This window comes from Psychrobacillus insolitus, assembly GCF_003254155.1.
In the GTDB taxonomy this organism is placed as follows: domain Bacteria; phylum Bacillota; class Bacilli; order Bacillales_A; family Planococcaceae; genus Psychrobacillus; species Psychrobacillus insolitus.
Window position 1 is genome coordinate 98247 of sequence record NZ_QKZI01000001.1, and the last position, 25718, is coordinate 123964.

Annotated in this window: 24 protein-coding genes and 1 other annotated feature; of the genes, 19 read left to right on the forward strand and 5 right to left on the reverse strand. The window is 36.2% G+C overall.

The features are described 5' to 3' along the window. Positions 1 to 32 precede the first annotated feature (32 nt). The 5 genes from thrS to C7437_RS00455 all read left to right on the forward strand — a co-directional run bounded on the left by thrS (position 33) and on the right by C7437_RS00455 (position 3752). Positions 33 to 1958 (forward strand): threonine--tRNA ligase, encoded by a 1926-nt coding sequence (thrS, locus tag C7437_RS00435; RefSeq protein WP_111437687.1) that lies wholly within the window; start codon positions 33 to 35, stop codon positions 1956 to 1958. 291 nt (positions 1959 to 2249) lie between these two features. Next, the gene (gene infC, locus C7437_RS00440) at positions 2250 to 2771 is read left to right on the forward strand and encodes a translation initiation factor IF-3 (RefSeq protein WP_245909220.1); all 522 of its coding nucleotides are present in this window, start codon (positions 2250 to 2252) and stop codon (positions 2769 to 2771) included. Between the two features lie 30 nt (positions 2772 to 2801). Beyond that, positions 2802 to 3002 (forward strand): 50S ribosomal protein L35, encoded by a 201-nt coding sequence (rpmI, locus tag C7437_RS00445; protein ID WP_093536914.1) that lies wholly within the window; start codon positions 2802 to 2804, stop codon positions 3000 to 3002. A 44-nt stretch (positions 3003 to 3046) separates the two neighbouring features. Continuing rightward, positions 3047 to 3406 (forward strand): 50S ribosomal protein L20, encoded by a 360-nt coding sequence (gene rplT, locus C7437_RS00450; protein WP_111437689.1) that lies wholly within the window; start codon positions 3047 to 3049, stop codon positions 3404 to 3406. Positions 3407 to 3467: 61 nt separating this feature from the next. Continuing rightward, a complete protein-coding gene (locus C7437_RS00455; protein ID WP_111437690.1) occupies positions 3468 to 3752 on the forward strand; it encodes a DUF1294 domain-containing protein in 285 nt (94 codons plus the stop codon). Positions 3753 to 3835: 83 nt separating this feature from the next. Here the strand turns inward: C7437_RS00455 and C7437_RS00460 are convergent, their stop codons facing one another. Further along, positions 3836 to 4219, reverse strand: a complete 384-nt coding sequence (locus C7437_RS00460) for a sigma-w pathway protein ysdB (RefSeq protein WP_111437691.1) — start codon at positions 4217 to 4219, stop codon at positions 3836 to 3838. Between the two features lie 92 nt (positions 4220 to 4311). On the opposite strand from C7437_RS00460, the gene C7437_RS00465 reads away from it, so the two are divergent. From C7437_RS00465 to argF, 3 genes are all read left to right on the forward strand, one after another. Next, positions 4312 to 4797, forward strand: coding sequence for a dUTP diphosphatase (locus C7437_RS00465; protein ID WP_111437692.1), 486 nt, complete (start codon positions 4312 to 4314; stop codon positions 4795 to 4797). 99 nt (positions 4798 to 4896) lie between these two features. Continuing rightward, positions 4897 to 5985, forward strand: a complete 1089-nt coding sequence (locus C7437_RS00470) for a M42 family metallopeptidase (protein ID WP_111437693.1) — start codon at positions 4897 to 4899, stop codon at positions 5983 to 5985. Positions 5986 to 6132: 147 nt separating this feature from the next. Next, positions 6133 to 7098: an ornithine carbamoyltransferase gene (argF, locus tag C7437_RS00475; protein WP_111437694.1), complete on the forward strand. Its 966-nt coding sequence runs from the start codon at positions 6133 to 6135 to the stop codon at positions 7096 to 7098. A 227-nt stretch (positions 7099 to 7325) separates the two neighbouring features. On the opposite strand, the gene sspI is transcribed toward argF, so the two are convergent. Next, complete coding sequence (gene sspI, locus C7437_RS00480; RefSeq protein ID WP_111437695.1) at positions 7326 to 7535, reverse strand: small acid-soluble spore protein SspI; 210 nt, start codon at positions 7533 to 7535, stop codon at positions 7326 to 7328. Positions 7536 to 7625: 90 nt separating this feature from the next. On the opposite strand from sspI, the gene C7437_RS00485 reads away from it, so the two are divergent. From C7437_RS00485 to pheT, 3 genes are all read left to right on the forward strand, one after another. Continuing rightward, positions 7626 to 8390, forward strand: a complete 765-nt coding sequence (locus C7437_RS00485) for a TrmH family RNA methyltransferase (RefSeq protein WP_111437696.1) — start codon at positions 7626 to 7628, stop codon at positions 8388 to 8390. Between the two features lie 52 nt (positions 8391 to 8442). Continuing rightward, positions 8443 to 8676, forward strand: a binding site (T-box leader). Positions 8677 to 8777: 101 nt separating this feature from the next. Continuing rightward, a complete protein-coding gene (pheS, locus tag C7437_RS00490) occupies positions 8778 to 9815 on the forward strand; it encodes a phenylalanine--tRNA ligase subunit alpha (RefSeq protein WP_111437697.1) in 1038 nt (345 codons plus the stop codon). A 12-nt stretch (positions 9816 to 9827) separates the two neighbouring features. Continuing rightward, on the forward strand, positions 9828 to 12239 hold the full coding sequence (gene pheT / locus C7437_RS00495; protein ID WP_111437698.1) for a phenylalanine--tRNA ligase subunit beta: 2412 nt from the start codon (positions 9828 to 9830) through the stop codon (positions 12237 to 12239). Positions 12240 to 12311: 72 nt separating this feature from the next. Here the strand turns inward: pheT and C7437_RS00500 are convergent, their stop codons facing one another. Together C7437_RS00500 and C7437_RS00505 are read right to left on the reverse strand one after the other, a co-directional pair. After that, complete coding sequence (locus tag C7437_RS00500) at positions 12312 to 13130, reverse strand: cupin domain-containing protein (RefSeq protein ID WP_111437699.1); 819 nt, start codon at positions 13128 to 13130, stop codon at positions 12312 to 12314. A gap of 107 nt (positions 13131 to 13237) precedes the next feature. Then, entirely contained in the window at positions 13238 to 14377 is a 1140-nt protein-coding gene (locus tag C7437_RS00505) for an MFS transporter (RefSeq protein WP_245909174.1), read from the reverse strand. A 186-nt stretch (positions 14378 to 14563) separates the two neighbouring features. Here C7437_RS00505 and C7437_RS00510 point away from each other — a divergent pair, with 186 nt between their 5' ends. Further along, positions 14564 to 16645, forward strand: coding sequence for a catalase (locus C7437_RS00510; protein WP_111437700.1), 2082 nt, complete (start codon positions 14564 to 14566; stop codon positions 16643 to 16645). A 54-nt stretch (positions 16646 to 16699) separates the two neighbouring features. On the opposite strand, the gene rnhC is transcribed toward C7437_RS00510, so the two are convergent. Next, the gene (gene rnhC, locus C7437_RS00515; protein WP_111437701.1) at positions 16700 to 17635 is read right to left on the reverse strand and encodes a ribonuclease HIII; all 936 of its coding nucleotides are present in this window, start codon (positions 17633 to 17635) and stop codon (positions 16700 to 16702) included. A gap of 75 nt (positions 17636 to 17710) precedes the next feature. Between rnhC and zapA the strand changes: the two genes are divergently transcribed. The 7 genes from zapA to C7437_RS00550 all read left to right on the forward strand — a co-directional run bounded on the left by zapA (position 17711) and on the right by C7437_RS00550 (position 25717). Beyond that, complete coding sequence (gene zapA / locus C7437_RS00520) at positions 17711 to 17971, forward strand: cell division protein ZapA (protein WP_111437702.1); 261 nt, start codon at positions 17711 to 17713, stop codon at positions 17969 to 17971. Between the two features lie 4 nt (positions 17972 to 17975). Continuing rightward, the gene (locus C7437_RS00525) at positions 17976 to 18518 is read left to right on the forward strand and encodes a CvpA family protein (RefSeq protein WP_111437703.1); all 543 of its coding nucleotides are present in this window, start codon (positions 17976 to 17978) and stop codon (positions 18516 to 18518) included. 57 nt (positions 18519 to 18575) lie between these two features. Beyond that, entirely contained in the window at positions 18576 to 20279 is a 1704-nt protein-coding gene (gene polX, locus C7437_RS00530; protein ID WP_111437704.1) for a DNA polymerase/3'-5' exonuclease PolX, read from the forward strand. 15 nt (positions 20280 to 20294) lie between these two features. After that, entirely contained in the window at positions 20295 to 22658 is a 2364-nt protein-coding gene (locus C7437_RS00535) for an endonuclease MutS2 (protein WP_111437705.1), read from the forward strand. Positions 22659 to 22726: 68 nt separating this feature from the next. Further along, entirely contained in the window at positions 22727 to 23140 is a 414-nt protein-coding gene (locus C7437_RS00540) for a DUF350 domain-containing protein (RefSeq protein WP_111437706.1), read from the forward strand. 214 nt (positions 23141 to 23354) lie between these two features. Continuing rightward, positions 23355 to 25052, forward strand: coding sequence for an AMP-binding protein (locus tag C7437_RS00545; RefSeq protein WP_111437707.1), 1698 nt, complete (start codon positions 23355 to 23357; stop codon positions 25050 to 25052). Positions 25053 to 25135: 83 nt separating this feature from the next. Continuing rightward, positions 25136 to 25717, forward strand: a complete 582-nt coding sequence (locus C7437_RS00550; RefSeq protein ID WP_111437708.1) for a fatty acid metabolism transcriptional regulator FadR — start codon at positions 25136 to 25138, stop codon at positions 25715 to 25717. The last annotated feature ends 1 nt before the right edge of the window (position 25718 follow it).

A 25718-nucleotide genomic window follows, 5' to 3' on the forward strand; every position in this document is an offset into this window, starting at 1 on the left:
TTTTTTATATTTTTTTAAGAGGAGTGTTCAAAATGACAGAAGTTATAAAGTTGAAATTTCCAGATGGAGCAGTAAAGGAATTTCCTGTTTCCACAACTACAGAAGAAATTGCTCAATCAATTAGTCCTGGATTACGTAAAAAAGCACTAGCAGGTAAATTAAGCGGACAATTGATCGATTTAAAAACACCAATTACACAAGATGGAGATATTGCAATTATTACTCCCGAATCAGAAGAAGGTTTAGAAGTATTACGTCATAGTTCTGCTCACTTATTAGCACAAGCAGTAAAACGTCTATTTAAAGATGTAAAATTAGGTATTGGTCCAGTTATTGAAAATGGTTTCTACTATGATATTGATTCACCAGAACCAATTACAGCAGAAGACTTACCTTTAATTGAAAAAGAAATGAAAAAAATCATTAATGAAAATATCCAAATTACGCGTCTAAATGTATCTCGTCAAGATGCTTTTGATAAATTTAAAGATGATGAATATAAAGTAGAACTTCTAGGAGCAATTCCTGAAGGAGAACAAGTTTCTATTTATGAACAAGGTGAATTTTTTGACCTTTGCCGTGGAGTACATGTTCCGTCGACAGGAAAACTTAAAGAATTCAAACTATTAAGTATCGCTGGAGCGTATTGGCGCGGAAATAGCGACAATAAAATGCTTCAACGTATTTATGGTACTGCATTCTTCAAAAAAGAAGAACTTACACACCATTTAGCAATGCTAGAAGAAGCGAAAGAGCGCGATCATCGTAAAATCGGGAAAGAACTAGATTTATTTACCAATTCTCAAAAAGTAGGCCAAGGGTTGCCACTTTGGTTACCTAACGGAGCAACAATTCGTCGTGTAATCGAGCGTTATATTGTAGACAAAGAGCTTAGACTTGGTTATAAACATGTATATACACCAGTGCTTGGCTCAAAAGAACTTTATGAAACATCAGGACACTGGGAGCACTATCAAGACTCTATGTTCCCACCGATGGTAATGGACAACGAAACGTTAGTACTTCGTCCAATGAACTGTCCGCACCATATGATGGTTTACAAAGCTGGTATGCATTCTTACCGAGATCTTCCGTTACGCATAGCTGAACTTGGTACAATGCACCGTTATGAAATGTCTGGAGCAGTATCAGGTTTACAACGTGTTCGTGGAATGACATTAAATGATGCTCATCTTTTTGTCCGTCCCGATCAAATTAAAGTGGAATTCCAAAAGGTAGTTGAGCTAATCATCTCGGTTTATAAAGACTTTGATTTAACAGACTACACATTCCGCTTGTCTTATCGCGATCCTGCGAATAAAGAAAAATATTTTGACGACGATGTAATGTGGGAAAAAGCGCAAAGTATGTTAAAAGAAGCAATGGATGAACTTGGATTAGATTACTTCGAAGCAGAAGATGAAGCTGCATTTTATGGTCCTAAACTTGATGTGCAAGTGAAAACTGCTATTGGGAAAGAAGAGACATTATCAACTGTTCAACTTGACTTCTTATTACCAGAGCGCTTTGACTTAAACTATATTGGGGAAGATGGTAAACAACATCGTCCAGTTGTAATTCACCGTGGTGTCGTTTCTACTATGGAGCGTTTCGTTGCTTTCTTAATAGAAGAATATAAAGGGGCATTCCCAACTTGGTTAGCGCCAGTTCAAGTAGAAATTATTCCAGTATCAAACGAAGTGCATTTCGAATTTGCAAAACAAATCGAAGAGCAATTAGTAGCTGCAGGATTGCGTGTAGAAATGGATGACCGCGAGGAAAAAATGGGTTATAAAATTCGTGAAGCTCAAATGCAAAAAATTCCATACATGCTTGTTTTAGGAGATAAAGAATTAGAATCAGGAAATGTAAATGTTCGTAAATACGGAGAACAGCAATCGGAAAGTATTCCTTTCGCAGACTTCCTAGCTCGAATTCAAGAAGAAGTAAATAAGTAATATTTTTAGTTGACAAACATAATTTCAAGTGATAATATTATATAAGTTATTGAATACAAGTTTGCGGTATAAGAAGAGGCTGCCCGCTTCTCACCTGTTCGACACAGTAAGTTGTTGACTGGTTAGCACACGATCGACTGTAACATGTCATGTACATGTTCTCATATCGGCGGGCAGACATATATTATATGTCTGCCCGTTTTTTTAATGGATCGAAAACGGCGTAAGTAATTCGTGTCTACGGAATTTATGCCCAAACCATGTATTCGCGACACTATCTGGAGGTGGATCATTATTAGCAAAGACATGTATGTAAACGATGGCATTCGAGCACGCGAAATACGAGTTATTGATCAGAACGGTGAACAACTAGGATTAAAAACACGTAACGAAGCACTTGAAATCGCAGGTCGTGTGAATTTGGATCTTGTCCTTGTGGCTCCTCAAGCCAAGCCGCCGGTCGCTCGTATCATGGACTATGGTAAATTCAAATTTGAGCAGCAAAAGAAAGATCGTGAAGTTCGTAAAAATCAAAAGATTATCTTATTAAAAGAGGTTCGTTTGAGCCCGACAATAGATGAACATGATTTCCAAACAAAACTTAAAAACGCGATCAAGTTCCTTGAAAAAGGGGACAAAGTAAAAGCATCTATACGTTTCAAAGGACGTGCCATTACTCATAAAGAGATTGGACAACGTGTTTTAGATCGTTTTGCGGTAGCTTGTACGGAAGTTGCCACTGTCGAGTCAAAACCGAAAATGGATGGCCGTAGTATGTTCTTAGTGCTTGCACCTAAGAACGAAAAACAATAATAGAGTACAATTGTTTAGGAGGAATTCGATATGCCGAAAATGAAAACTCACCGTGGAGCTGCAAAGCGTTTCAAAAAAACGGGTACTGGTAAATTAGTACATGACCGTGCTTTTGGAAGCCACTTATTCGCTAACAAATCTACTAAAGCTAAACGTAAACTACGTAAATCTAAAGTAGCTTCTTCAGGCGATTACAAACGTATCAAAACTTTACTTACTTACATGAAATAAATTGAAATTTAATCATTCGAAAGAATAGCAGGAGGTAATGAATCATGCCACGCGTAAAAAGCACACCAGTAACTAAAAGACGTCGTAAAAAGATTATTAAATTAGCAAAAGGTTATTACGGTTCTAAACGTACCCTTTATAAAGTAGCAAACCAAGCGGTTATGAAATCTTGGATGTACGCATACCGTGACCGTCGCAACAAAAAACGTGAATTCCGTAAATTATGGATTACACGTATCAACGCGGCAGCACGTTTAAACGGACTTTCATATAGTCGTTTAATGCACGGATTGAAATTAGCTGAAATCGAAGTTAACCGTAAAATGTTAGCTGATCTAGCTGTAAATGATTCTCAAGCATTTACACAACTTTCAGATTTAGCAAAAAAAGCAATCACTAAATAATTATATTTAAAAAGGCTGATAGATATTTCTATCAGCCTTTTTTGTACAAGGAGTTTTTATAATGGAACAGATTATTCTTATTTTAATCTTGATCATGTCTGTCATTGCGTTCTTTGTAATGGGATATGATAAGTCACAAGCGAAAAAGCATGGACAACGAATATCGGAACGTACTTTGTGGACGCTTGCTATTTTTGGAGGAGCAATTGGATCTTATTTAGGGATGAACATGTTTCGACATAAAACAAAACATACAAACTTTCGTTTAGGTTTTTTAATGTTAATGATCTTATATGCTTTTTTTATATTTTATATATTAATAACAGACAGCTCTATCATTGCATAGCGCTGTCTTTTTTTATGTAGTTTTCAAATCGATCGATCGCATAAAAAAAGTTGGCCGAAAGTTCTCGACCAACTTGATTTTCACTATTCATCTTTCATTAATTGTTCAATGGGGCTTTTCCAGTTTATTTTGGCATCTGGATAATTCATTTTAATTTCATTTTGTAGAAAACGTAAGTCTTCTTTCGTCAAGCCTTGTAGTTTAGCCGGATCTTTTGTCCAAATGAAGATAGAAACAACTTCGAATGCTTGGTCGGTCGTTCCCAAATATTTTTCACCTTCAAATAATGCTCCCTTATAAGTGATGAAAAAGTTTTTCCGGACATTCTTTATATCATCATAAAAATAGTAGAGCTCTTTTTCGTAAGCCTCATCTAATTTTCTTTTCGGGTCAAACAAATATCGGAGAATTTTATAAAAAGTATATATAATCACGATTATAATAAGCAGTCTAAGTAAATAGAACATGTTGTATGTCCCCCTTGTAAAATATGTACTACCTGCTATACGATAGAGAGGCTACTTTGGTTTCAAAATAATTTAAATTTCTGGAGGAAAATATGGATTTACAAAAACTTTTTACGATGCAGGAAGCATTAGATCATTATATTCAAACAAATAAGCAGGTAACAGAGGATGTATTTACTAAAAAGGGGTTAGCATTACTAGTAGAGCTTGCAGAGCTAGCGAATGAAACTAGATGCTTTAAATTCTGGAGTGAAAAGGGACCTTCAGAAAGAGAAGTTATTTTAGAAGAGTATGTAGATTCCATTCATTTTCTGTTATCTCTTGGAAATGAAAAAGGATTTAATGATTTGGAAAAATGGCCCCTTGAAACGATGGAAGAAGATCTCACAAGTTTATTTTTACATACAAATATAGCGATTGGTGAATTTTTATTAAATCCAACAAAAAGTAGTTATGACAAAACGTGGATCTTATACGGAGCTATTGCAGAACAACTAGGTTTTAGCAGTGAGGATGTTTTAAAAGCATACATGTCAAAAAATGAAACAAATTATGAGCGCCAACAGAATGGGTACTGATTGTTTAGTATGCCTCTTTATAATGAAGACTTCTATTTTTGAAAATGCTCTTCGTATAGAATATAATGGTTAAAATATGTATTATTGGAGGTCGAAACAATGTCAAAGTTAGATGATACATTAATGATGTTAAAAGATTTGACAGATGCAAAAGGAATTGCTGGTAATGAACGTGAACCTCGTCAAGTGATGGAGAAATACATTTCACCCTACGCAGATAAAATTGAATACGATAATTTAGGTAGTTTAATTGCAGAAAAAGTTGGAGATGCGAACGGTCCTAAAATCATGGTAGCAGGACATTTAGATGAGGTAGGATTCATGATTTCTAAAATTGATGATAGAGGGTTTTTAAGTTTTCAAACAGTAGGTGGCTGGTGGTCACAAGTAATGCTTGCACAGCGTGTTTCTATAGTAACGCGTAAGGGGGAAACAATTACTGGGGTTATAGGTTCAAAACCTCCACATATATTAACTCCAGAAGCAAGAAAAAAAGCAGCGGATGTAAAAGATATGTTCATTGATATAGGTGCATCCTCAAAAGAGGAAGCAATGGAATGGGGAGTGTTACCGGGTGATATGGTCGTTCCTTATTTTGAATTCTCCGTCATGAATAACGAAAAACTATTGTTAGCAAAAGCATGGGATAACCGTATTGGTTGTGCGATTGCAATTGATGTATTAAAAGGTTTAAAAGATGAGTTGCACCCGAATATTGTATATGGTGTAGGTAATGTGCAAGAAGAAGTAGGACTTCGTGGTGCTAAAACTTCTACGGTAAAAGTAAAACCAGATATTGGATTTGCAGTAGATGTAGGTATTGCGGGAGATACACCTGGAATTACTGCAAAAGAGTCTACTAGCAAAATGGGTGCTGGTCCCCAAATTGTCTTATATGATGCATCTATGGTATCGCATAAAGGATTACGTAATTTTGTAGTAGATACAGCAGAAGAAAATAGTATTCCTTATCAATTTGAAACAATTCCAGGTGGTGGAACAGATGCTGGTTCCATGCATATTTCATTAAATGGTGTCCCATCACTGTCAATAGGTATAGCAACAAGATATATACATTCACATGCAGGAATCCTACATCGTGATGATTACGAAAATACGGTAAAGTTAATAATAGAAGTAATAAAAAAAATAGATAGTGAAACAGTAAACAAGCTCATATTTGATTGATATAACAACAACTAGAATGGTTAGGAAAGCTAACACTTCTAGTTGTTTTTTAAATTATTAATTTTGTATGGAAATTCAATTGACTTTATAAATATTCACGTTTATAATAAGAATTACATAAATATACGTTGTGAGGAGTTATTATACATGAAGCTACTTGAATGGGTAAACTTAAAAGTTGTAGATAGTTTAAAAGGAAAAGATCTATTAACACTTCTTGATTATAACAAGGAGGAAGTAGAGGATTTAATCCAACTTGCGATTGATTTGAAGAAGTTAACAAAAGCAGGGAAGTGTCCACCTCTTCTAGAAGGTAAGACATTAGGAATGATTTTTGAAAAACATTCTACTCGTACAAGAATTTCATTCGAAGTTGGAATGAAGCAATTGGGTGGTAACGGAATGTTCATGCATGCTCGTGATTTACAAATTGGTCGTGGAGAAACAGTACATGACACAGGGCATGTACTATCTGGTTATTTAGATGGAATTATGATTCGTGCCAATTCACATGAAATGGTAAAAGAACTAGCTGAACATGCAAGCATTCCAGTAATTAATGGGTTAACAGACATTTATCATCCTTGCCAAGCATTAGCTGATATACTGACAATCCATGAAGTTAAAGGATATACAAAAGGATTAAAACTTGCGTATATTGGGGATGGAAATAATGTTGCACATTCTTTAGTAATTGCGGCGGCATACATGGGTATGCATATTGCTGTAGCAACTCCAGTCGGATACGAAGCAGACGCTGAAATTATTGAAAAAGCAAAAGCTATTGCACTTGAAAATGGTGGATCTTTATTTGTATCAAATGATCCTATCGAGGCTGCAATAAATGCAGATGCTATTTATACAGATGTATGGACTTCAATGGGTCAAGAAACTGAGGCTCAAAAACGTTTAGAAGACTTTAAAGGCTTCCAAATTAATGATGCACTAGTTGCAAATGCGAAAAGTGATTATATGTTTTTACATTGCTTACCAGCACACCGTGAAGAAGAAGTCTCTGCTTCTGTAATTGATGGACCAAACTCATATATTTTCCAACAAGCAGAGAACCGTCTGCACGCACAAAAAGCAGTTCTAGCTTCTGTAATGGCATAATCTTTAATATAATAACAGACTGAGAAGACAGGGTTTGTCCAACAGTCTAGATGTGATGTCGATCGTCAAGATGGATGGCTTCATCACTACATAGGAAGAGTGATTCGGGAGACGCTGAATCACTCTTTATTTTATTAAAAGCATAAGAATGTATATGAAATTGATTTAGTGAATTTTGTATGAATGAAAAAAATCCGTGAAGAATAACTAATTCTTCACGGATTTTATCATTTAGCAAATGCGGTAGATAGTTCAGTTAGTACAGATTCTTTTTTACTGTCGTCGGCCATATTCCACCATTTCTCAAAAAATACGCCAAGGCCCGGTAGTAAATGCTCTTCACCACGTTGTATCGCATCTTCTACAACACTTCGAATTTCTGTTGGTGAATGTCCTTTCATATTTGTTGAAATTGCTTCTCTAATTTGAAAATCCATTTTTATCACTCCTCCTTTTCAATTTACCCAAACTCTCGCAAGGTATACATGAATTTGTTACAATTAAAAGAAAAAGGCGGTCACATATACATGAAACGAATTGAATCACCACAAAACTCTATAGCAAAACATTGGAAAAAGTTGTTAAGCGTCCGAAAAGAACGAGATAAAACAGGCGAATTTATTATAGAAGGCTATCACTTAGTAGAAGAAGCCATTAAACAAAAAGAAAACGTACTGACAATTATGGTAAGTGATACTAGTGAAATTCCCGAAAATTGGGATGTGGCAAATTTAGAAATGGTAGAAATAAATGATGTTATCAAGAATGAACTTGCTGAAACGGAGCATACACAAGGAATTTTCGCACATTGTAAACAACAAGTTGTGAAGGAAGAAGATCAATTAAAATGGAAGCGACTATTATTAATAGATGCTGTCCAAGATCCTGGTAATATTGGAACCATGATTCGCACTGCGGATGCGGCAGGAATCGATGCCGTAATTCTTGGCAAAGGTTCTGCAGATGCATACAATCCAAAAACACTTCGTTCCGGACAAGGCTCACATTTTCATATTCCTGTCGTAAAAGGGGATTTAGAAGAGTGGGTGGAGCAATTGAAAAAACGTCAAGTACCTGTTTTTGGAACTGCTTTTGAAAACTCAACTCCATATCATGAAGTTAAAAAGAGTGATGCATTTGCTTTAATAGTTGGTAATGAAGGAAGTGGTATTAATCCAGAACTCTTACAAAAAACAGATCAAAACATCATTGTTCCACTTTTAGGTCAAGCAGAATCATTAAATGTTGCAGTGGCTACGGGAATTCTCCTTTACGGATTAACATTAAAATAACTCGTACTTGAAGAAATCTAAAAAACTTCGTATAATAAGAGTAATTTGATATATAAAAGCTGTCATCGGGAAAAGTATATATGACGATTCGAAATTTAGGGAATTTACACCTTGACTGAAAGTGTAAATGGAGAATGCATATGGAAGTTCACCCCGCTAGCTGCCACCGGGACCAGTGTATACTGTAAAGGTGCGCCGGTTTAGAGCCGTTACTCGAATTGAGTGATTGCACGTTTGTTTGTGCAGTAATCAGGGTGGTACCGCGAAAATAGTCCTCGTCCCTTTTATAGGGGCGGGGTTTTTATTTTGTCATGATTTAGCGTAAGTATCATACCTCTTGGGCAGTAAGAGTTGCTTACGTTTTTCTAAAAAGGAGGATAATTAAACATGGAAGCACAACTTCAACAGTTGAAAGAAGAAGCATTACAGAAAATCGAAGCTTCAGGCAATGTCAAAGAATTAAATGATGTGCGTGTTGCTTATTTAGGAAAAAAAGGACCGATTACAGATTTATTAAAAGGAATGGGTAAACTTCCTGCAGAAGAACGTCCAAAAATGGGAGCACTAGTAAATGTTGTTCGTGAAGAGGTTACAACTGTATTAGAAGCTCGTATGACACTACTTCAAGAACAAGCGATCAATGAACAATTAGAAAAAGAGTCAATCGATGTAACATTACCAGGTCGTCCTGTGAAAACAGGTAACCATCATCCACTTACTCGTGTAGTAGAAGAAATTGAAGATTTATTTTTAAGCATGGGTTATGAAATTGCGGAAGGTCCTGAAGTGGAAAAAGATTATTATAACTTTGAAGCTTTAAACTTACCAAAAGGTCATCCAGCTCGTGATATGCAAGATTCTTTCTATATTTCAGAGGATATTCTTCTTCGTACACATACTTCTCCTGTACAAGCTCGTACGATGGAAGCAAAAGAAGGCCAACCGATTAAAATTATTTGTCCAGGTAAAGTGTACCGTCGTGATAATGATGATGCGACACATTCACACCAATTTACTCAAATTGAAGGACTTGTAATTGGCGAAAATATTCGCATGAGTGATCTTAAAGGAACACTTTCGTTATTTGCGAAAAAAATGTTTGGGGACGATCGTGAAATTCGTCTGCGTCCAAGCTTTTTCCCATTCACAGAGCCTTCTGTTGAAATGGATATTTCTTGTTTCAAATGTAGCGGCAGTGGCTGTAACGTTTGTAAGAAAACAGGTTGGATTGAAATTTTAGGTGCTGGGATGGTTCATCCAAACGTACTTGAAATGGCTGGATATGATTCGAAAAAACTATCTGGATTTGCATTTGGTATGGGTCCAGAGCGTATTGCAATGTTGAAATATGGAGTGGAAGATATTCGTCATTTCTATACAAATGATGTTCGTTTCTTATCGCAATTCCACCGATCAGAAGTGTAAGGAGGAAATGACATGTTAGTTTCTACGAAATGGTTAGAGGAATATGTAAATACACAGGGGCTTGATCCAAAAGAGTTAGGTGAAAAAATAACTCGAGCTGGAATCGAAGTCGATGCAGTTATAGATCGTTCTCAAGGTATGACAAATATAGTTGTTGGTTATGTATTAGAAAAAGTGAAGCATCCAGAAGCAGATAAATTGAACATTTGCCAAGTAGATGTTGGAGAAGAAACAACACAAATTATTTGTGGAGCTCCAAATGTTGAAGCAGGTCAAAAAGTAATTGTTGCTCGTCCAGGAGCAGTACTTCCTGGTGGCATTAAAATTAAAAAAGCTAAACTTCGTGGAGAAGTATCAAATGGGATGATTTGTTCTCTTCAAGAGTTAGGAATTGAAGGAAGACTTGTACCGAAAGCATATGCAGAAGGTATTTATGTACTTCCTGAAACAGCAATAGTTGGAGAAAGTGTTCTTCCACTATTTGGATTAGATGATACAATCCTTGAACTTGGATTAACACCAAATCGCTCGGATGCACTAAGTATGCTTGGAGTAGCTTACGAAGTGGGAGCTATTTTATCGGAAGATATGAAATATCCTGAAGCAACATACACGGAGAGCAGTGAAAAAGCATCGGATTACTTAACTTTGCGTGTTGAAGCTATGGAAGAAAATCCAATGTATATCGCAAAAGTAGTGAAAAATGTACAAATTAAAGAATCACCACTTTGGTTGCAGAATCGTCTTATGGCTGCTGGCGTTCGTCCTCATAATAACGTAGTAGATGTAACGAACTATGTACTAATGGAATATGGCCAACCACTTCATGCATTTGATTATGACAGACTTGAAACAAAAGAAATTGTCGTCCGTTTAGCAAATGAAGGAGAAAAAATTGTCACTCTGGATGATCAAGAACGTACGCTTAAATCGACTCATTTAGTTATTACAAATGGTGTAGAACCAGTTGCTATCGCTGGTGTCATGGGTGGATTAAACTCAGAAGTTCATGATGGCACAACAACTGTAGTTATCGAGTCTGCTTACTTTACAGCAGGATCAATTCGCCAATCATCAAAAGACCATGGGTTACGTAGTGATGCAAGTACACGTTTCGAAAAAGGTGTCGATCCAAATCGTGTCATTCTTGCAGCAGAACGTGCAGCAAGTCTTCTTGCAGAGCTTGCAGGAGGAGAAGTGTTAGCTGGTTCTGTAGTAGTAGATGAACTAGAGAAAGAACCTGCAGAAGTAGTTGTATCTCCAGACTTCATTAACAATCGTTTGGGTATGAAGATTTCTTTAGAAGATATGACATCTATTCTATCCAGATTAAAATTTGACTACCAAGCTGCTAATGGTTACATATACATTAAAGCACCAACTCGTCGTCAAGATATTAAAATAGAAGAAGATATTATTGAAGAAATTGCTCGTATGTATGGGTATGATGAAATCCCAATGACGTTACCAGTGGAAGAATCGAAACCAGGTGGATTAACATCTTACCAAGCTAAGCGTCGTCAAGTACGTGCATATTTGGAAGGTGCAGGTCTGTATCAAGCAATTACGTATTCATTAACGTCAAAAGAAATGTCTCAAAAATTTGCATTAGAAACTGCTCCAGTCACGGAATTATTAATGCCTATGAGCGAAGACCGCAGTATTCTTCGTCAAAGCTTAATCCCGCATTTACTAGAAGCAGTTACGTACAATACAGCTCGCCAAGCAGATACAGTAGCACTTTATGAAGTAGGATCTGTTTTCTTAGGTGAAACGGAATCTGGATTGCCACATGAACAAGAACATTTAGCAGCTGTTATTACTGGTAAATGGTTGGATCATAGCTGGCAAGGAGAGAAAAAATCAGTCGATTTCTTCGTATTAAAAGGAATTGTAGAAGGATTAATGGGTCTTCTTGGACATTCTAAAGAACTTACTTTTGAACGTACAGTAAAAGATGGCCTACACCCTGGACGTACTGCTTCGATTAAACTTGATGGAGCAGAAATTGGTCTTCTCGGACAACTACACCCATCTGAACAAAAAGCACGTGATTTAAAAGAAACATATGTAGTGGAAATCAATTTAGCAAAAGTGTTAAATAAAGAGTTGGAAGCATTATACTATGCGCCAGTATCTAAATTCCCATCCATTACACGTGATATTGCATTAGTAGTGGACAGTGAAAAAGCTACTGGTGAACTACAAGCAATCATCCAGTTATCTGGTGGGAAATTACTGAAAAATGTACATCTTTTCGATTTATACGAAGGAGAAAAAATGGAACCAGGCAAAAAATCGGTTGCATTCTCCCTAACATATTTCGACCCAGAGCGTACACTTACAGACGAAGAAGTAGTAAATGCACATAATAAAGTATTAAAAGCACTAGCAGAACAAGCTGGAGCAGAGTTACGAGGATAATAAATACAAAAGGAGCAGCACCGATTTCAGGTGCTGCTCCTTTTGTATGGAATAAGAAACTATATATCTTTTCTACATATTTTTACTTTGTTGAAGAAGTTTTGATTCTCCTGTGCGTTCCCATTCTTCTACTGTCTCATATGCCCTTTCAGGAGAATAGCCTTTCCCTACTAGGATTCCCATAAGAATAAATTCTTGAAGAATATGTGTAGCATTTATTCCTCTATTAACATCCTCTAAACCTTCATTTACCAAAAATTCCGAGTACCGTACCCATTCATCTGGAGTCTTGCCAGAAATAACTGTATTTCCATTGCTATGACTATGACTTTGTTCCGTAGCCATTGCATCTGATTTCGTAGGATGAACAGTACCAAATGGGTGATTAGGCGGAGCATATATCGAATAAACTTTTAATGGAATATTACCTGTATTTGTTAAGTTATGCCATGTTCCAGCAGGTATCATGATTGCCGAGTCATCAAATACATTTCTTGTGAAATTTAAATTGTCTTTATTCATGCCCATTTGAGTAATACCCTGACCCTGTTCAATACGTAAGAATTGGTCTACATTAGGATGCATCTCCAAACCAATATCTTCTCCAACATTGAGACTCATTAAAGTAATCTGTAAATGTGTTCCGGTCCATAAAGCAGTACGATACGTATTGTTTTGCTTCGTTGCTTCGTTAATATTAACGACAAATGGTTTTGGTCCATAATCTGTTAACAAAATACTTTCATTACCATTGGCTGTCGGATAAGAATTAAATCCGTTTGCATCCTCTATTCTATTAGGGACAGTATAATAACCAGACGGGCTTCCGTAATTATGCATTGGTACAGTTACGTAATAAGGGCATTGACACATATGAGGAACATAGTACATTTTTTCAATCCCTTCACAGTTTATAAAATTATACTATGCAACTTATTATAGGAATGTACTTGGATTCATATTAACTTCTTTAAGAAAGCGTTATTAGTCTAAAACACTTATTTTCTATATTTACGAATCGTCAAGAAGATACCGAATAGAACTCCGATGAAAGACATAGCTGAAATGAGGAAGTAAAAGGAATGTCCTCCAAATTTGGTATACAAGAATCCCCCTACATAGGATGCAATAATACTGGATAATCCGAAGAATAATAGCGCGAGTACAGTTTGTCCAGTAGCCCGCCATTCCTTAGGCATTATTTGATATAGATATTGAATCGCAGCCGTGTAAAAAATAGGGAATGTGAGCATTTGCAAAACTTGTAGTAGTGTAAGAACGACTGGACTTGTTACAAACCCAGAGGCAAAGAAGCGTAAAAAGTAAAAGAAAGTAGCAATTGTAATGATTTCCAGTTCTTTTCCTTTTCGCAACCACCAAAAACTCAAGGCAAAGATCACAATTTCACTAATAGCAGCCAAGAAAAATGCAATTCCTACTAATGTAGCGTCTCCACCAAGTGATTGAATATGAATGCCTAAAAACGTATCATTCATACGGGCTGGTACGGCACTGATAAAAACTAATGCCAAAAACAAGATCATTTCCTTATTAGAAAATACTTTTTTCAAACCTTCTATGGATACAGGCTTTGATGATGCTTGTACATCGGGCATAAACCAAACAAGTCCAAATGACAGGAAACCGAGTAAAACAAATAAAATAGCAAGACTACTTACGCCAAAATAATCCATTGCAAAACCAGTAATTAATGACAATACTGCATAACCAAGTGCACCGTATGTTCGAATAGAACCATAGCTAATGCCTGCCTTTTCGGCAACGGTAAAATTAAGGCTTTCTGTTAGTGGATCTAATGGCATTAAAAAGAAATAAACGAGCAACGCAAAAAGTCCGAGTAATAAAAAGCTATTTGTACTAAATAAGAAGTAACCAAAAATGGTAGTAAATACAACTAGTAATAACATCACTTTTCGAACTGTTTTCTTTTTATCACTGATTAGTCCCCACAATGGTTGTGCAATTAATGTCACAAATCCACCGGTCCCAATAATTAATCCTATTTCACTTGTTGATAATCCTTGTTTGCTCAAATAAACTGGTAAAAATGGTATGAAGAGTGCAAGTAAACCGAAAAACATAAAATTATAACTTTTTAATAATACTATTGCTTTCAAAAATATTCTCCTTCTTAAGCAAAAAGTGCTCACCTTTGATTATTATAACTGATTTGCATAGCGGATATCCATGAACAATAATGGACGTGTTAGATTTTTTTAATGATACTTTTCAATAAATTCAAACTTCGTACTAGGCTTCTTTAATACTACATATAATAGGGAGTGCTCATAATCTAGTACATAATGGAAGGGGATTGCGTGGATAAATCGTCATCAGATCATCAAAGAAAAGTAGATACAAACAGTAAGGATCAACAGTTAGAACAATTCCGTGTGAACAATGATGGAAAAAAACTTACGACAAATCAAGGGCTAAAAGTGTCGAATGATGAGGAATCATTGAAAGCAGGAGTTCGTGGACCAACTTTGATGGAGGATTTCCATTTTCGGGAAAAAATAACGCATTTTGACCACGAGCGTATTCCAGAGCGAGTTGTGCATGCAAGAGGATATGCTGCTCACGGGGAATTCGAATTGTATGTATCCATGAAGGAATTCACGAAAGCTAATTTTCTCCAGAAACCTGGAACGAAAACTCCCGTGTTCACTAGATTTTCGAATGTTGTAGGAAGTCTTGGATCTGCGGACACGGCCAGAGATGTGCGAGGATTCGCAGTGAAGTTTTATACGGAAGAAGGAAACTACGATTTAGTCGGCAATAATATCCCGGTATTTTTTATCCAGGATGCAGTAAAGTTTCCAGATTTGATTCATGCGGTCAAGCCAGAACCACATAATGAAATTCCACAAGCTTCTTCTGCTCATGATACATTTTGGGATTTCGTAGCTAACAATCAAGAAACAGCACATATGGTTATGTGGCAGATGTCCGACAGAGCAATCCCAAGAAATTTGCGGGTAATAGAAGGATTCGGTGTGCATACATTTCGTTTCGTCAATGCACAAGGAAAATCTAGATTTGTGAAATTTCACTGGAAACCAATTCTTGGTGTACATTCATTGGTCTGGGATGAAGCGCAGAAAATTTCTGGAAAAGATGCTGACTTCCAAAGACGAGATTTATGGGAGTCGATTGAACAGGGGAATTTTCCACAGTATGAGTTTGGTGTGCAGATCATTGAACAAGAAGATGAATTTAAATTTGATTTTGATATTCTCGATGCAACGAAAGTTTGGCCTGAAGAGATTGTACCTGTAAAAATAATTGGCAAATTGACATTGAATCGTAATGTTGATAATGTCTTTGCAGAAACAGAGCAGGTAGCATTCCATCCAGGGAATGTCGTTCCTGGAATTGATTTTACAAATGATCCACTTTTACAAGGAAGACTTTTTTCATATATCGATACACAACTCATTCGCTTAGGTGGATCCAATTTTACTGAAATTCCGATTAACCGGCCTGTTTGTCCAATTCATAATAATCAGCGGAATGGATTCAGTCGCCAGACCATCAATGTCGGGCAAGTGAGTTACCATAAAAATTCACTTGCCAATAATAGCCCTTCTCCAAGTACTGCAAAAGAAGGTGGCTTTGTACACTACGAAGAAAAAGTAGAAGGGCGTGTCATCCAGGCACGGAGTGAGTCCTTCAACGATCATTTTTCTCAAGCAAGACTATTTTGGAACAGTATGTCACCTCCAGAAAAGCAACATATTTTAGATGCATTCATTTTTGAATTAGGAAAAGTGAAAAGCAAAGACATTAGACAGCAAGTGGTTGAGATGTTCGTTCATGTAGATAAAGCCATGGCAACGACTATCGCAGATAATATTGGGGTAAATCGACCAACTGGAGAGCAGTCCAGGGTAACCTTGTCTTCTCCCGCACTAAGTCAGGCGAACACAAGGAAAGTTCCTCAAACCTTGAAAGTAGGTGTACTCATTGGCAACGGTTTTCATGTTGCTGAAGTGGAAGCAGCTATTAAAACATTAAGACGGCACGGTGTACTATTTAGCATTATTGGTGAAAAACTAGGGACCATCACAAGTGCGGATGGACGTAAAGTAAAGGTCAATGAAACACTTCTCACAACAGGTTCCGTATTGTTTGATTCCTTGTATGTCGTTGGCGGAACTGCCGATAATCAAGCGAAATTCAACAACGATGTTGTGTACTTTATAAATGAAGCGTTTAAACATTACAAGCCAATAGGTGTTGCAACGACTGGTAATCCATTTTTCGATGTGTCGAATGCAACAGCGGGACCTGGCATCGTATTTGCAAAAGATTATCCTGACTTCGGGAATGCATTTGTTAAATCAATCACACAACAACGATTTTGGGATAGAAAAATCTATTAAATCAGCATGACTAATAACGAAAGCAGCTCTGGGTAGAAAAGGAGCTGCTTTTTTCTATTTTCTTTTATTTGCAAGCTTCATCGCTTTTTGTGTATTCGCAAAATGCCATTTCGTAATAGATTTAAGAAAATCTTCTCCGTGCTTCAAATAAATTCTAGCTGCGATTTCGTCCACTTTTGCGCTTGCTCCCTTAGGAATAGTCGTATGTGCAATTTCACTTAGACGATCCATTTCTTTTAAGAATGCATATCTTGCAATAATGGAAGCTGCTGCGACAGCTACATGCAGTTGTTCTGCTTTAGTGGAAAATAGAACATTTTCACGAATGATTTGTTTTTCTGCTTTTACGTGATTATAGTAAATGCCACGTTCTGCAAATTGGTCAATTAAGATAAAAGCTGGTTTTTCAGGCGCCATTTTTTTCAACACATGCATAAGTGCTTGGTTGTGCATGAGTGCTTTTATCTTCCCTTGCGACGAACCTCGACTTTGTATATCATTATATTTTTCGTTTTTCAATACGAGCACACTATGTGTTAAGGTGGCCATTAAATCAGGAGCCATCTTTCGCATAATATCGTCTGTAAGCATTTTGGAATCTTTCACACCAAGCTCTTTTACTAATTGAACCTGATCCTCTCGTACAAAGCATGCTGCAACAGTTATTGGACCAAAATAGTCACCAGTACCTGTTTCATCAGAACCTACAACAGAAAGGGTTGCGAAATTTGGAGGTAATGTATCTCCTTTTGTTGCTCCACTGACCACTTTATCTACAGAATTATTTGCTGTTCCCCAAAGAGAAGCCTCTCGTGACGCTCCATTTCCTTGGAACATAACTTTGTTAGACCTATAAATGGTTACTGCTGTGTCTGTGAGTTTTGCCGCGAATACAACTCCAGGTGCTGACCTTTCGACTTTATATTTCAAATAATGAGTTTTTACTTTTTCGATATCAGTTGGTTGTAAAACAAGTACTACGTTTGCCATTTGTGGGTTCCTTTCTTCACATCGGAATGTATTTCGTGTATTATTAGTATTAGGATTTTCTGGGGAGGCATTACTTTGTCAGAACAACATAAAACGAAAATTTCTGTCGAGATATATGGACAGACTTATACAATGGTAGGGCCAGAAACTTCTGGACATATGAGACTCGTAGCCTCCATGGTGGATGATAAAATGAGAGAGATACATTCTCATAATAGGCAATTAGATACTTCAAAACTATCAGTGCTAACGGCTGTTAATGCAGTTCATGATTATCTCAAAGTAAAAGAAAGATTAGAGCAACTAGAAAAAGAATTAAAAACACTAAAGGACTGAAAAAATGTTAGATATTCTTATTTTAATTTTACTAATAGCTGGGCTTATTACAGGAGCGAAGCGAGGACTGATCGTCCAACTGTTACATATGACAGGTTTTATCATTGCTATCATCGTTGCTTACACTTATTATAAACCACTTGCAGATAAATTTGTTTTGTGGATTCCATTTCCTGCGGTAACTGCTGGTTCTAAATTGACATTCGCAGTGGAATCCCTAGAGTTAGACCAAACATTTTATCATATTATTGCCTTCGCGCTTATTTTTATTGTAGTTAAATTTGCATTACAATTAGTTGCGTCGATGTTCGATTTCCTAAAATATCTACCTATACTTGGTTCGATCAGCGGTATAATAGGGGCAGTTTTAGGTTTTATAGAGTACTATTTTTTGATATTTGTATTGCTTTATGTTTTTGCTCTATTACCAATCGATTTTATTCAAAATTTAATATCAAGTTCATTTTTAACAGGCTGGATGCTAGAGCATACGCCATTTCTATCGGAAACAGTGAAAAATTGGTGGTTTATCTATATAGAAAAGTAACTTCTCTCAGTAGAGGGAAGTTTTTTTCAATTTTTAGAATGAAAGGGGAATTTTCTCGTGGATAAGAAAACAATTATAAAAACATTGGAAAAAATTGCATTATATATGGAGTTACAAGGAGAAAATCCTTTTAAAGTTTCTGCATTCCGAAAAGCCGCGCAAGTATTAGAGTTAGATGCTCGCAGTTTAGCGGAAATGGATAATATTCTCTCTCTTAAAGGAATTGGAGCAGCAACTGGATCTGTTATTGAGGATTTGATCAACGTAGGTGAATCTTCTCTATTAGTGGAACTTCAAAGCACGGTACCAAGTGGGTTACTTCCAATGCTTAAGATTCCCGGTCTTGGGGGGAAAAAGATTGCAAAGCTTTATAAAGAATTACAAATAGATTCTATTGAAGCATTGAAAGAAGCTTGCGAAACAAACAAAGTTCAAGCACTTGCAGGTTTTGCTGCGAAAACAGAAGTGAAACTATTAGCTGAAATTGAAAACCTTCAGTCTAAACCAGAACGAACTGCAGTGTGGCAATTAGAACCAATTGTTGCGATGATTGAAAGTAAATTAGCAGCTATTCCTGCCATTGACAAATTTTCAGTAGCAGGTTCGTACCGACGAGTAAAAGAAGCGAGTAAAGATATCGATTTCATCATCGCGACTGCAACACCAAAAGAAGTACGAGAAGAACTTCTAAAAGTATTACCTGTGTTAAAAATTATTGCAGCTGGTGATACGAAAGTTTCTATAACACTTGGTGGGGAACAGGAAGTAGATGTAGACTTTAGACTTGTAGAAGCACGTCAATATGCTTCAGCACTAAATCATTTTACTGGCTCAAAAGATCATAATATTAAAATGAGACAAATTGCGAAAGAACAAGGAAAGAAAATAAGTGAGTATGGTGTAGAATTAGAAGATGGAACTGTTGTGCATTTTGAATCAGAAAAAGATTTCTATGCTTATTTCAACTTGCCGTTTATTCCACCTACTGTCAGGGAAGATGGTTCTGAGTTAACGAAGCTAGACCAGTTATCAAAACTCATAACATTGGATGATATAAAAGGTGATTTCCATATGCATACTACATGGTCGGACGGGGCACATTCGATTGAAGAGATGATTGAAGCAAGTCGCACCAAAGGCTATTCGCATATAGTAATTACAGATCACTCGAATTACTTGAAAGTAGCAAATGGATTATCTAAAGAACGTTTATTAAAACAAATGGAAACAATCAAAGAAATAAATGCAAAATATACAGATATTGAGGTTTTCTCAGGAACAGAAATGGACATACTTCCTGATGGTTCGCTTGATTTCGAGGATGAAATATTGAAACAATTAGACTTTGTTATTGCTTCGATACACTCAAGTTTTAGTCAACCACAAGAAAAAATAATGGAACGACTCCAAACTGCGATGAAAAATCCATATGTGCATATGATTGCGCATCCAACTGGTAGAATTATTGAACAACGTGATGGTTATAATCCAGATGTGCCGACATTAATCGAATGGGCAAAAGAGTATGGAAAGATTTTAGAGCTTAACGCAAGTCCTTATCGACTTGATTTGAAAACAGAGCATTTAAAACTTGTTGTAGAAGCGGGTGTCCCTATTGCGATTAATACGGATGCTCATCATATCGATCAACTAAAATATATGGAAATTGGTGTACGTTATGCACAAAAAGCATGGTTGCACAAAGAGAATGTCGTCAATACGTGGACACTAGAGCAATTTAAACAATTTATTCAGAAATAAATGGGAGGTGCTACAGTGATTGCCCAACGAGCACTGAGAACACTAGAGTATTATAAAATTATAGATGAAGTAGCTAAATACTGTACTTCTTCTATTGGAAAAAGTCATATGGACAAGTTAGTTCCATCTGTAGATTTTGCAGTAGTGACGAAACTTTTAGAAGAAATGGATGAAGGATTAAATGTTCTACGACTTAGAGGGAACGTACCAATGGGTGGTATTACGGATATTCGTCCGCATGCAAAACGAGCACAAATTGGTGGTATGCTAAGCCCAGTTGAGTTAATGGAAACAGCAAGTACCATCAGAGCGAGTCGGATTTTACGCCAGTTTTTGGAAGATGTAGACGCTTCAGAAGATGTACAAATTCCTCATTTTCTGGAGAAAAAAGAGGCATTGCCAATTTTGACTGCACTTGAACATGAAATAAATGATTGCATTGATGAAAATGGTACTGTATTGGATAGCGCAAGCTCGACACTTCGCTCGATTCGTCAGCAATTGCGTCAGCAAATTAGTCGAGTTCGTGAAAAATTAGATAGTTATACAAGAGGTGCTAATGCGTCAAAAATGCTATCAGATACTATTATTACGATTCGAAATGACCGCTATGTTATCCCAGTTAAATCAGAATATCGTAGTCATTACGGTGGGATTATTCATGATCAATCTTCTTCAGGTCAAACTTTATTCATTGAACCATCAGCAGTTGTTCAATTAAATAACGATATACGGGAATTCAAAGTAAAGGAACAAGAAGAAATCGATCGTATTCTGATCATGTTAACTGCTGAAGTGGAAATAGTAGCGCATGATATATTCCTTTTAGTGAATATCCTTGGAGAAATGGATGTTATTCTAGCAAAAGCGAGATATGGACAAGTGGAGAAATGCACGATGCCATCCATTAACGAACATGGATATATCCGATTAGTAAAAGCAAGACATCCATTAATCTCACCTGAAGATGCAGTAACAAATACAATAGAATTTGGCAAAGATATTACCTCTATTGTGATTACAGGGCCAAATACAGGTGGTAAAACAGTTACACTTAAAACAGTTGGATTATGTACATTAATGGCACAAAGTGGAATACCTATACCAGTGCTAGATGGTTCAGAAGTTGCTATGTTTGAATCTGTCTTTGCAGATATTGGTGATGAACAATCGATCGAACAAAGTTTAAGTACGTTTTCATCTCATATGGTCAACATTGTAGATATTTTGAAAAGGTATAATGACCGTTCTCTCATTTTATTTGATGAGCTTGGAGCAGGTACTGATCCACAAGAAGGAGCAGCACTGGCCATCTCCATTTTAGATGCGGTTCACGGCACAGGAGCACGCGTAATGGCAACGACTCATTACCCAGAGTTAAAGGCTTATGGCTATAATCGTCCCGGTGTTGTAAATGCAAGTGTAGAATTCGACATTGAAACGCTAAGCCCTACTTATAAACTTCTTATAGGAGTTCCAGGTCGAAGTAATGCTTTTGAAATATCAGAGCGACTTGGCTTACCAAATTCGATTATTTCTCAAGCACAGTCTTATACTGGAACTGACCGTGGTGAAGTGAATTCCATGATTGCATCTCTAGAAGACAGCCGTAGAAAAGCGGAAAAAGAAGCGGAAGAAACAGAAGTACAACTAGCGGAAGCACGTCTAGTAAAAGAGGATTTAGATAAGAAACTAGCTCAATTAGAACTGAAACAGGAACAACTTGAACAAAAAGCTAAAGAAAAAGCGAAGAAAATTGTAGATGATGCTAGACGTGAAGCGGACGAAGTAATTAGTGAACTTCGCAAGATGCAAGCAAATACGCATTTGCTGGTCAAAGAACATGAACTAATCGATGCAAAAAAACGTTTGGAAGCAGCTTTACCAATGAATCCTGTTTTGAAAAAGCAAAAGAAACTAAATGAACTTTCCAAAGAATTAAAATCTGGGGATGAAGTAAAAGTATTAAGTTTTGGTCAAAAAGGAACTTTGCTCGATAAACTTGCCAAATCAGTGTGGTCTGTTCAAATCGGTATGATCAAAATGAAAATCGATGAAGCAGATTTAGAATATACGAAGCCTGAAAAGCAAAAACAAACTGTTTCTGTAAATGCTGTTCGTGGAAGAGATACACATGTGAAATTGGAATTAGACTTACGCGGGGAACGTTATGAAGATGCAATCATTCGTACGGAAAAATATTTGGATGACGCAATTCTTGCCAATTTCCCTCGTATTTCTATTATTCATGGAAAAGGGACAGGTGTATTAAGACAAGCAATCCAGCAATTACTAAAAAGTCATTCACGCGTAAAAAGTTATCGATTTGGTGAAGGTGGCGAAGGCGGACATGGAGTAACGATAGTGGAATTAAAATAAGACTCATTTTTTTGAAACCTTTTTTCAATATAATCGTAAAGTAGTAAAAGTTTAAAGGAGTTTTAATGATGATTCTTACTAGTTTTTGGTCAAATCCACTCGTTGAGACTGCAGGATATTTTAGCGTTGTTATACTCTGTTTAATCGTGTCCATGGTTATTTTTGAGATTGTAACTAAGTATAAAAACTGGGAAGAAATTAAAAGTGGTAATATTGCAGTAGCATTAGCAACAGGCGGAAAAATTTTTGGTGTGTGTAATATATTTAGATACTCAATCGAAAAGCATAACTCATTTTTAGAAATGGTTGGTTGGGGATTATTTGGTTTTACCCTACTAATTATTGCGTATTGGTTGTTTGAATTTTTAACACCAAGGTTTAATGTGGATAAAGAAATTGAAAAAGATAATCGTTCTGTTGGGTTCATTTCACTTATTCTTTCAGTTGGTTTATCATTTGTTATAGGTGCGAGTATTTCTTAGGAGAGATAGTAATGGAAAAATTATCAAAGGTTTTGGTTGTTGTAGGCATATGTTTTGTATTGGTTGGAATAGTATATGTTGTAACGAATTAACTTTGATGAAGAATGAGTGTCTCGCTCATTCTTTTTTTATAAATAATTGAATTGTCATTCATTTTTGTATATAGTAAATTATAGGAATATTCACTCTATTATATCGTGAAGGGGGCAATAGTATGACGGAGAAACCTTGGCTTTCGAATTATCCACCAGAAATACCGCATACGCTAAGTTATGAAGCTATTCCAGTGCAAGAATATTTAACGAGGGCATATAAACAGTATCCAGCTAAAGTTGCAATTCATTTCATGGGAAAAGATGTAACATATAAAGAACTGTATGAATCATCCTTAAAATTTGCAAATTACTTGCAAACACTTGGAGTTCAAAAAGGAGATAGGGTAGCGATAATGCTTCCTAACTGTCCACAAGGGGTTATTGGCTATTACGGAGCTCTTTATGCCGGCGCAATTGTTGTCCAAACGAATCCATTGTACACAGAAAGAGAAATTTCGTATCAGATGAAAGATTCAGGATCCATAGTAATGTTAGCTTTAGACATTTTATATCCGAGACTTTCAAAAATTGTGAATGAAACTAAACTTGAGAATATAATATTAACGGGTATTAAAGATTACTTACCATTTCCTAAAAATTTGGTTTATCCTTTTATTCAAAAGAAGCAGTATGGATTTAGTGTAAAAGTGGAACATAGAGGTATGAATCACTTATTTCCTGAAATTATGAAAGTTGGAAAGGCTATTCCTACTAATATTCCATTTGATTTTGAAGAGGATATTGCATTGCTTCAATATACAGGTGGTACTACTGGTTTTCCAAAAGGAGTTATGCTTACCCATAAAAACTTGATAGCAAATGCATCCATGTGCAATGCTTGGTTATACAAGTGTAAAAAAGGCGAGGAGAGTATCCTAGGTATTCTGCCATTCTTCCATGTATATGGCATGACTACTGTTTTAATATTATCTGTAATGCTAGGTAATAGAATGATATTATTACCTAAGTTTGATGTGGAGACTGCATTAAAAACGATTGATAAGCAAAAACCGACACTTTTCCCTGGAGCACCAACTATTTATATTGGTATTTTGAATCACCCGGATGTCGGGAAGTATGATCTATCATCCATTGTCGCTTGTTTAAGTGGGTCGGCAGCTTTACCAGTAGAAGTTCAAGAAAAATTTGAGGAAGTTACTGGTGGTAGATTAGTAGAAGGATATGGTTTAACAGAAACCTCTCCTGTTACACATGCAAATTTAATATACAGTGATAATCGGGTAAAAGGTTCTGTAGGTATCCCGTGGCCAGATACTGACGCTGCTATTTTTGGTATAGATTCTGGCGTACCTCTTCCTCCAGGAGAGATTGGAGAAATCGTAGTGAAGGGTCCTCAAGTGATGAAAGGTTATTGGAATCAACCTGAGGAAACAGAAATGACAATGCGAGATGGTTGGTTATTAACTGGTGATTTAGGTTATATGGATGAAAACGGTTTCTTTTATGTGGTAGATCGTAAAAAAGATATGATTATTGCGGGTGGGTTTAATATTTATCCACGTGATATAGAAGAAATTCTTTACGAGCATCCAGCGATACAAGAATGTGTTGTTGCAGGAGTACCAGATCCCTACCGAGGAGAAACTGTAAAAGCATTCATCGTGTTAAAGGAAGGAGCTTCTGCAACGGAAGAAGAGCTAAATAAGTTTTGCCGAGAAAACTTGGCTTCTTTTAAAGTTCCGAGAATTTATGAGTTCAGAACTGAGCTCCCAAAAACAGCAGTTGGTAAAATATTAAGAAGAACACTTATTGAGCAAGAGAAAGAAAAGTTTAAGAAGTCAGCCGAAGCACAATAATAGTTGACATTATAAGTAATAAAATATAATATAAAAATATGAATGAATAACCATTCATATTTTTATTTTTGGTGGTGGATTCATTGAAGAAGGACAAACCGAAGTATAGGCAAATTATTGATGCAGCAATTATAGTAATAGCTGAAAATGGATACCATCAGTCACAGGTATCTAAAATTGCAAAGCAAGCTGGTGTAGCTGACGGAACGATATACTTATATTTTAAAAACAAAGAAGATATTTTAATATCGGTCTTCGAAGAGAAGATGGAAATCTTTGTAGATAATTTAAAAGGAATTATTAAAGAGGACATTACTGCTTCTGAAAAATTATATAAGATGATACACAATCATTTTTCAGTATTAGCAAAAAATCATCACTTAGCTACAGTTACTCAGCTAGAACTTCGTCAATCAAACCTTGATTTACGTTTAAAAATTAATTCTATCTTAAAAAATTACTTGAAATTACTAGACGAAATTTTAAACGAGGGTATTAATTCAAAAGAATTTGAAAATTCGATCGATAAAAGGTTAGCAAGACAGATGATTTTTGGTACAATTGATGAGACGACAACAACTTGGGTCATGAATGAGTATAAGTACGATTTAGTTGAGCTTACTGAACAAGTACATCGTCTGTTGTTAAATGGTATAAAAGCTTAAG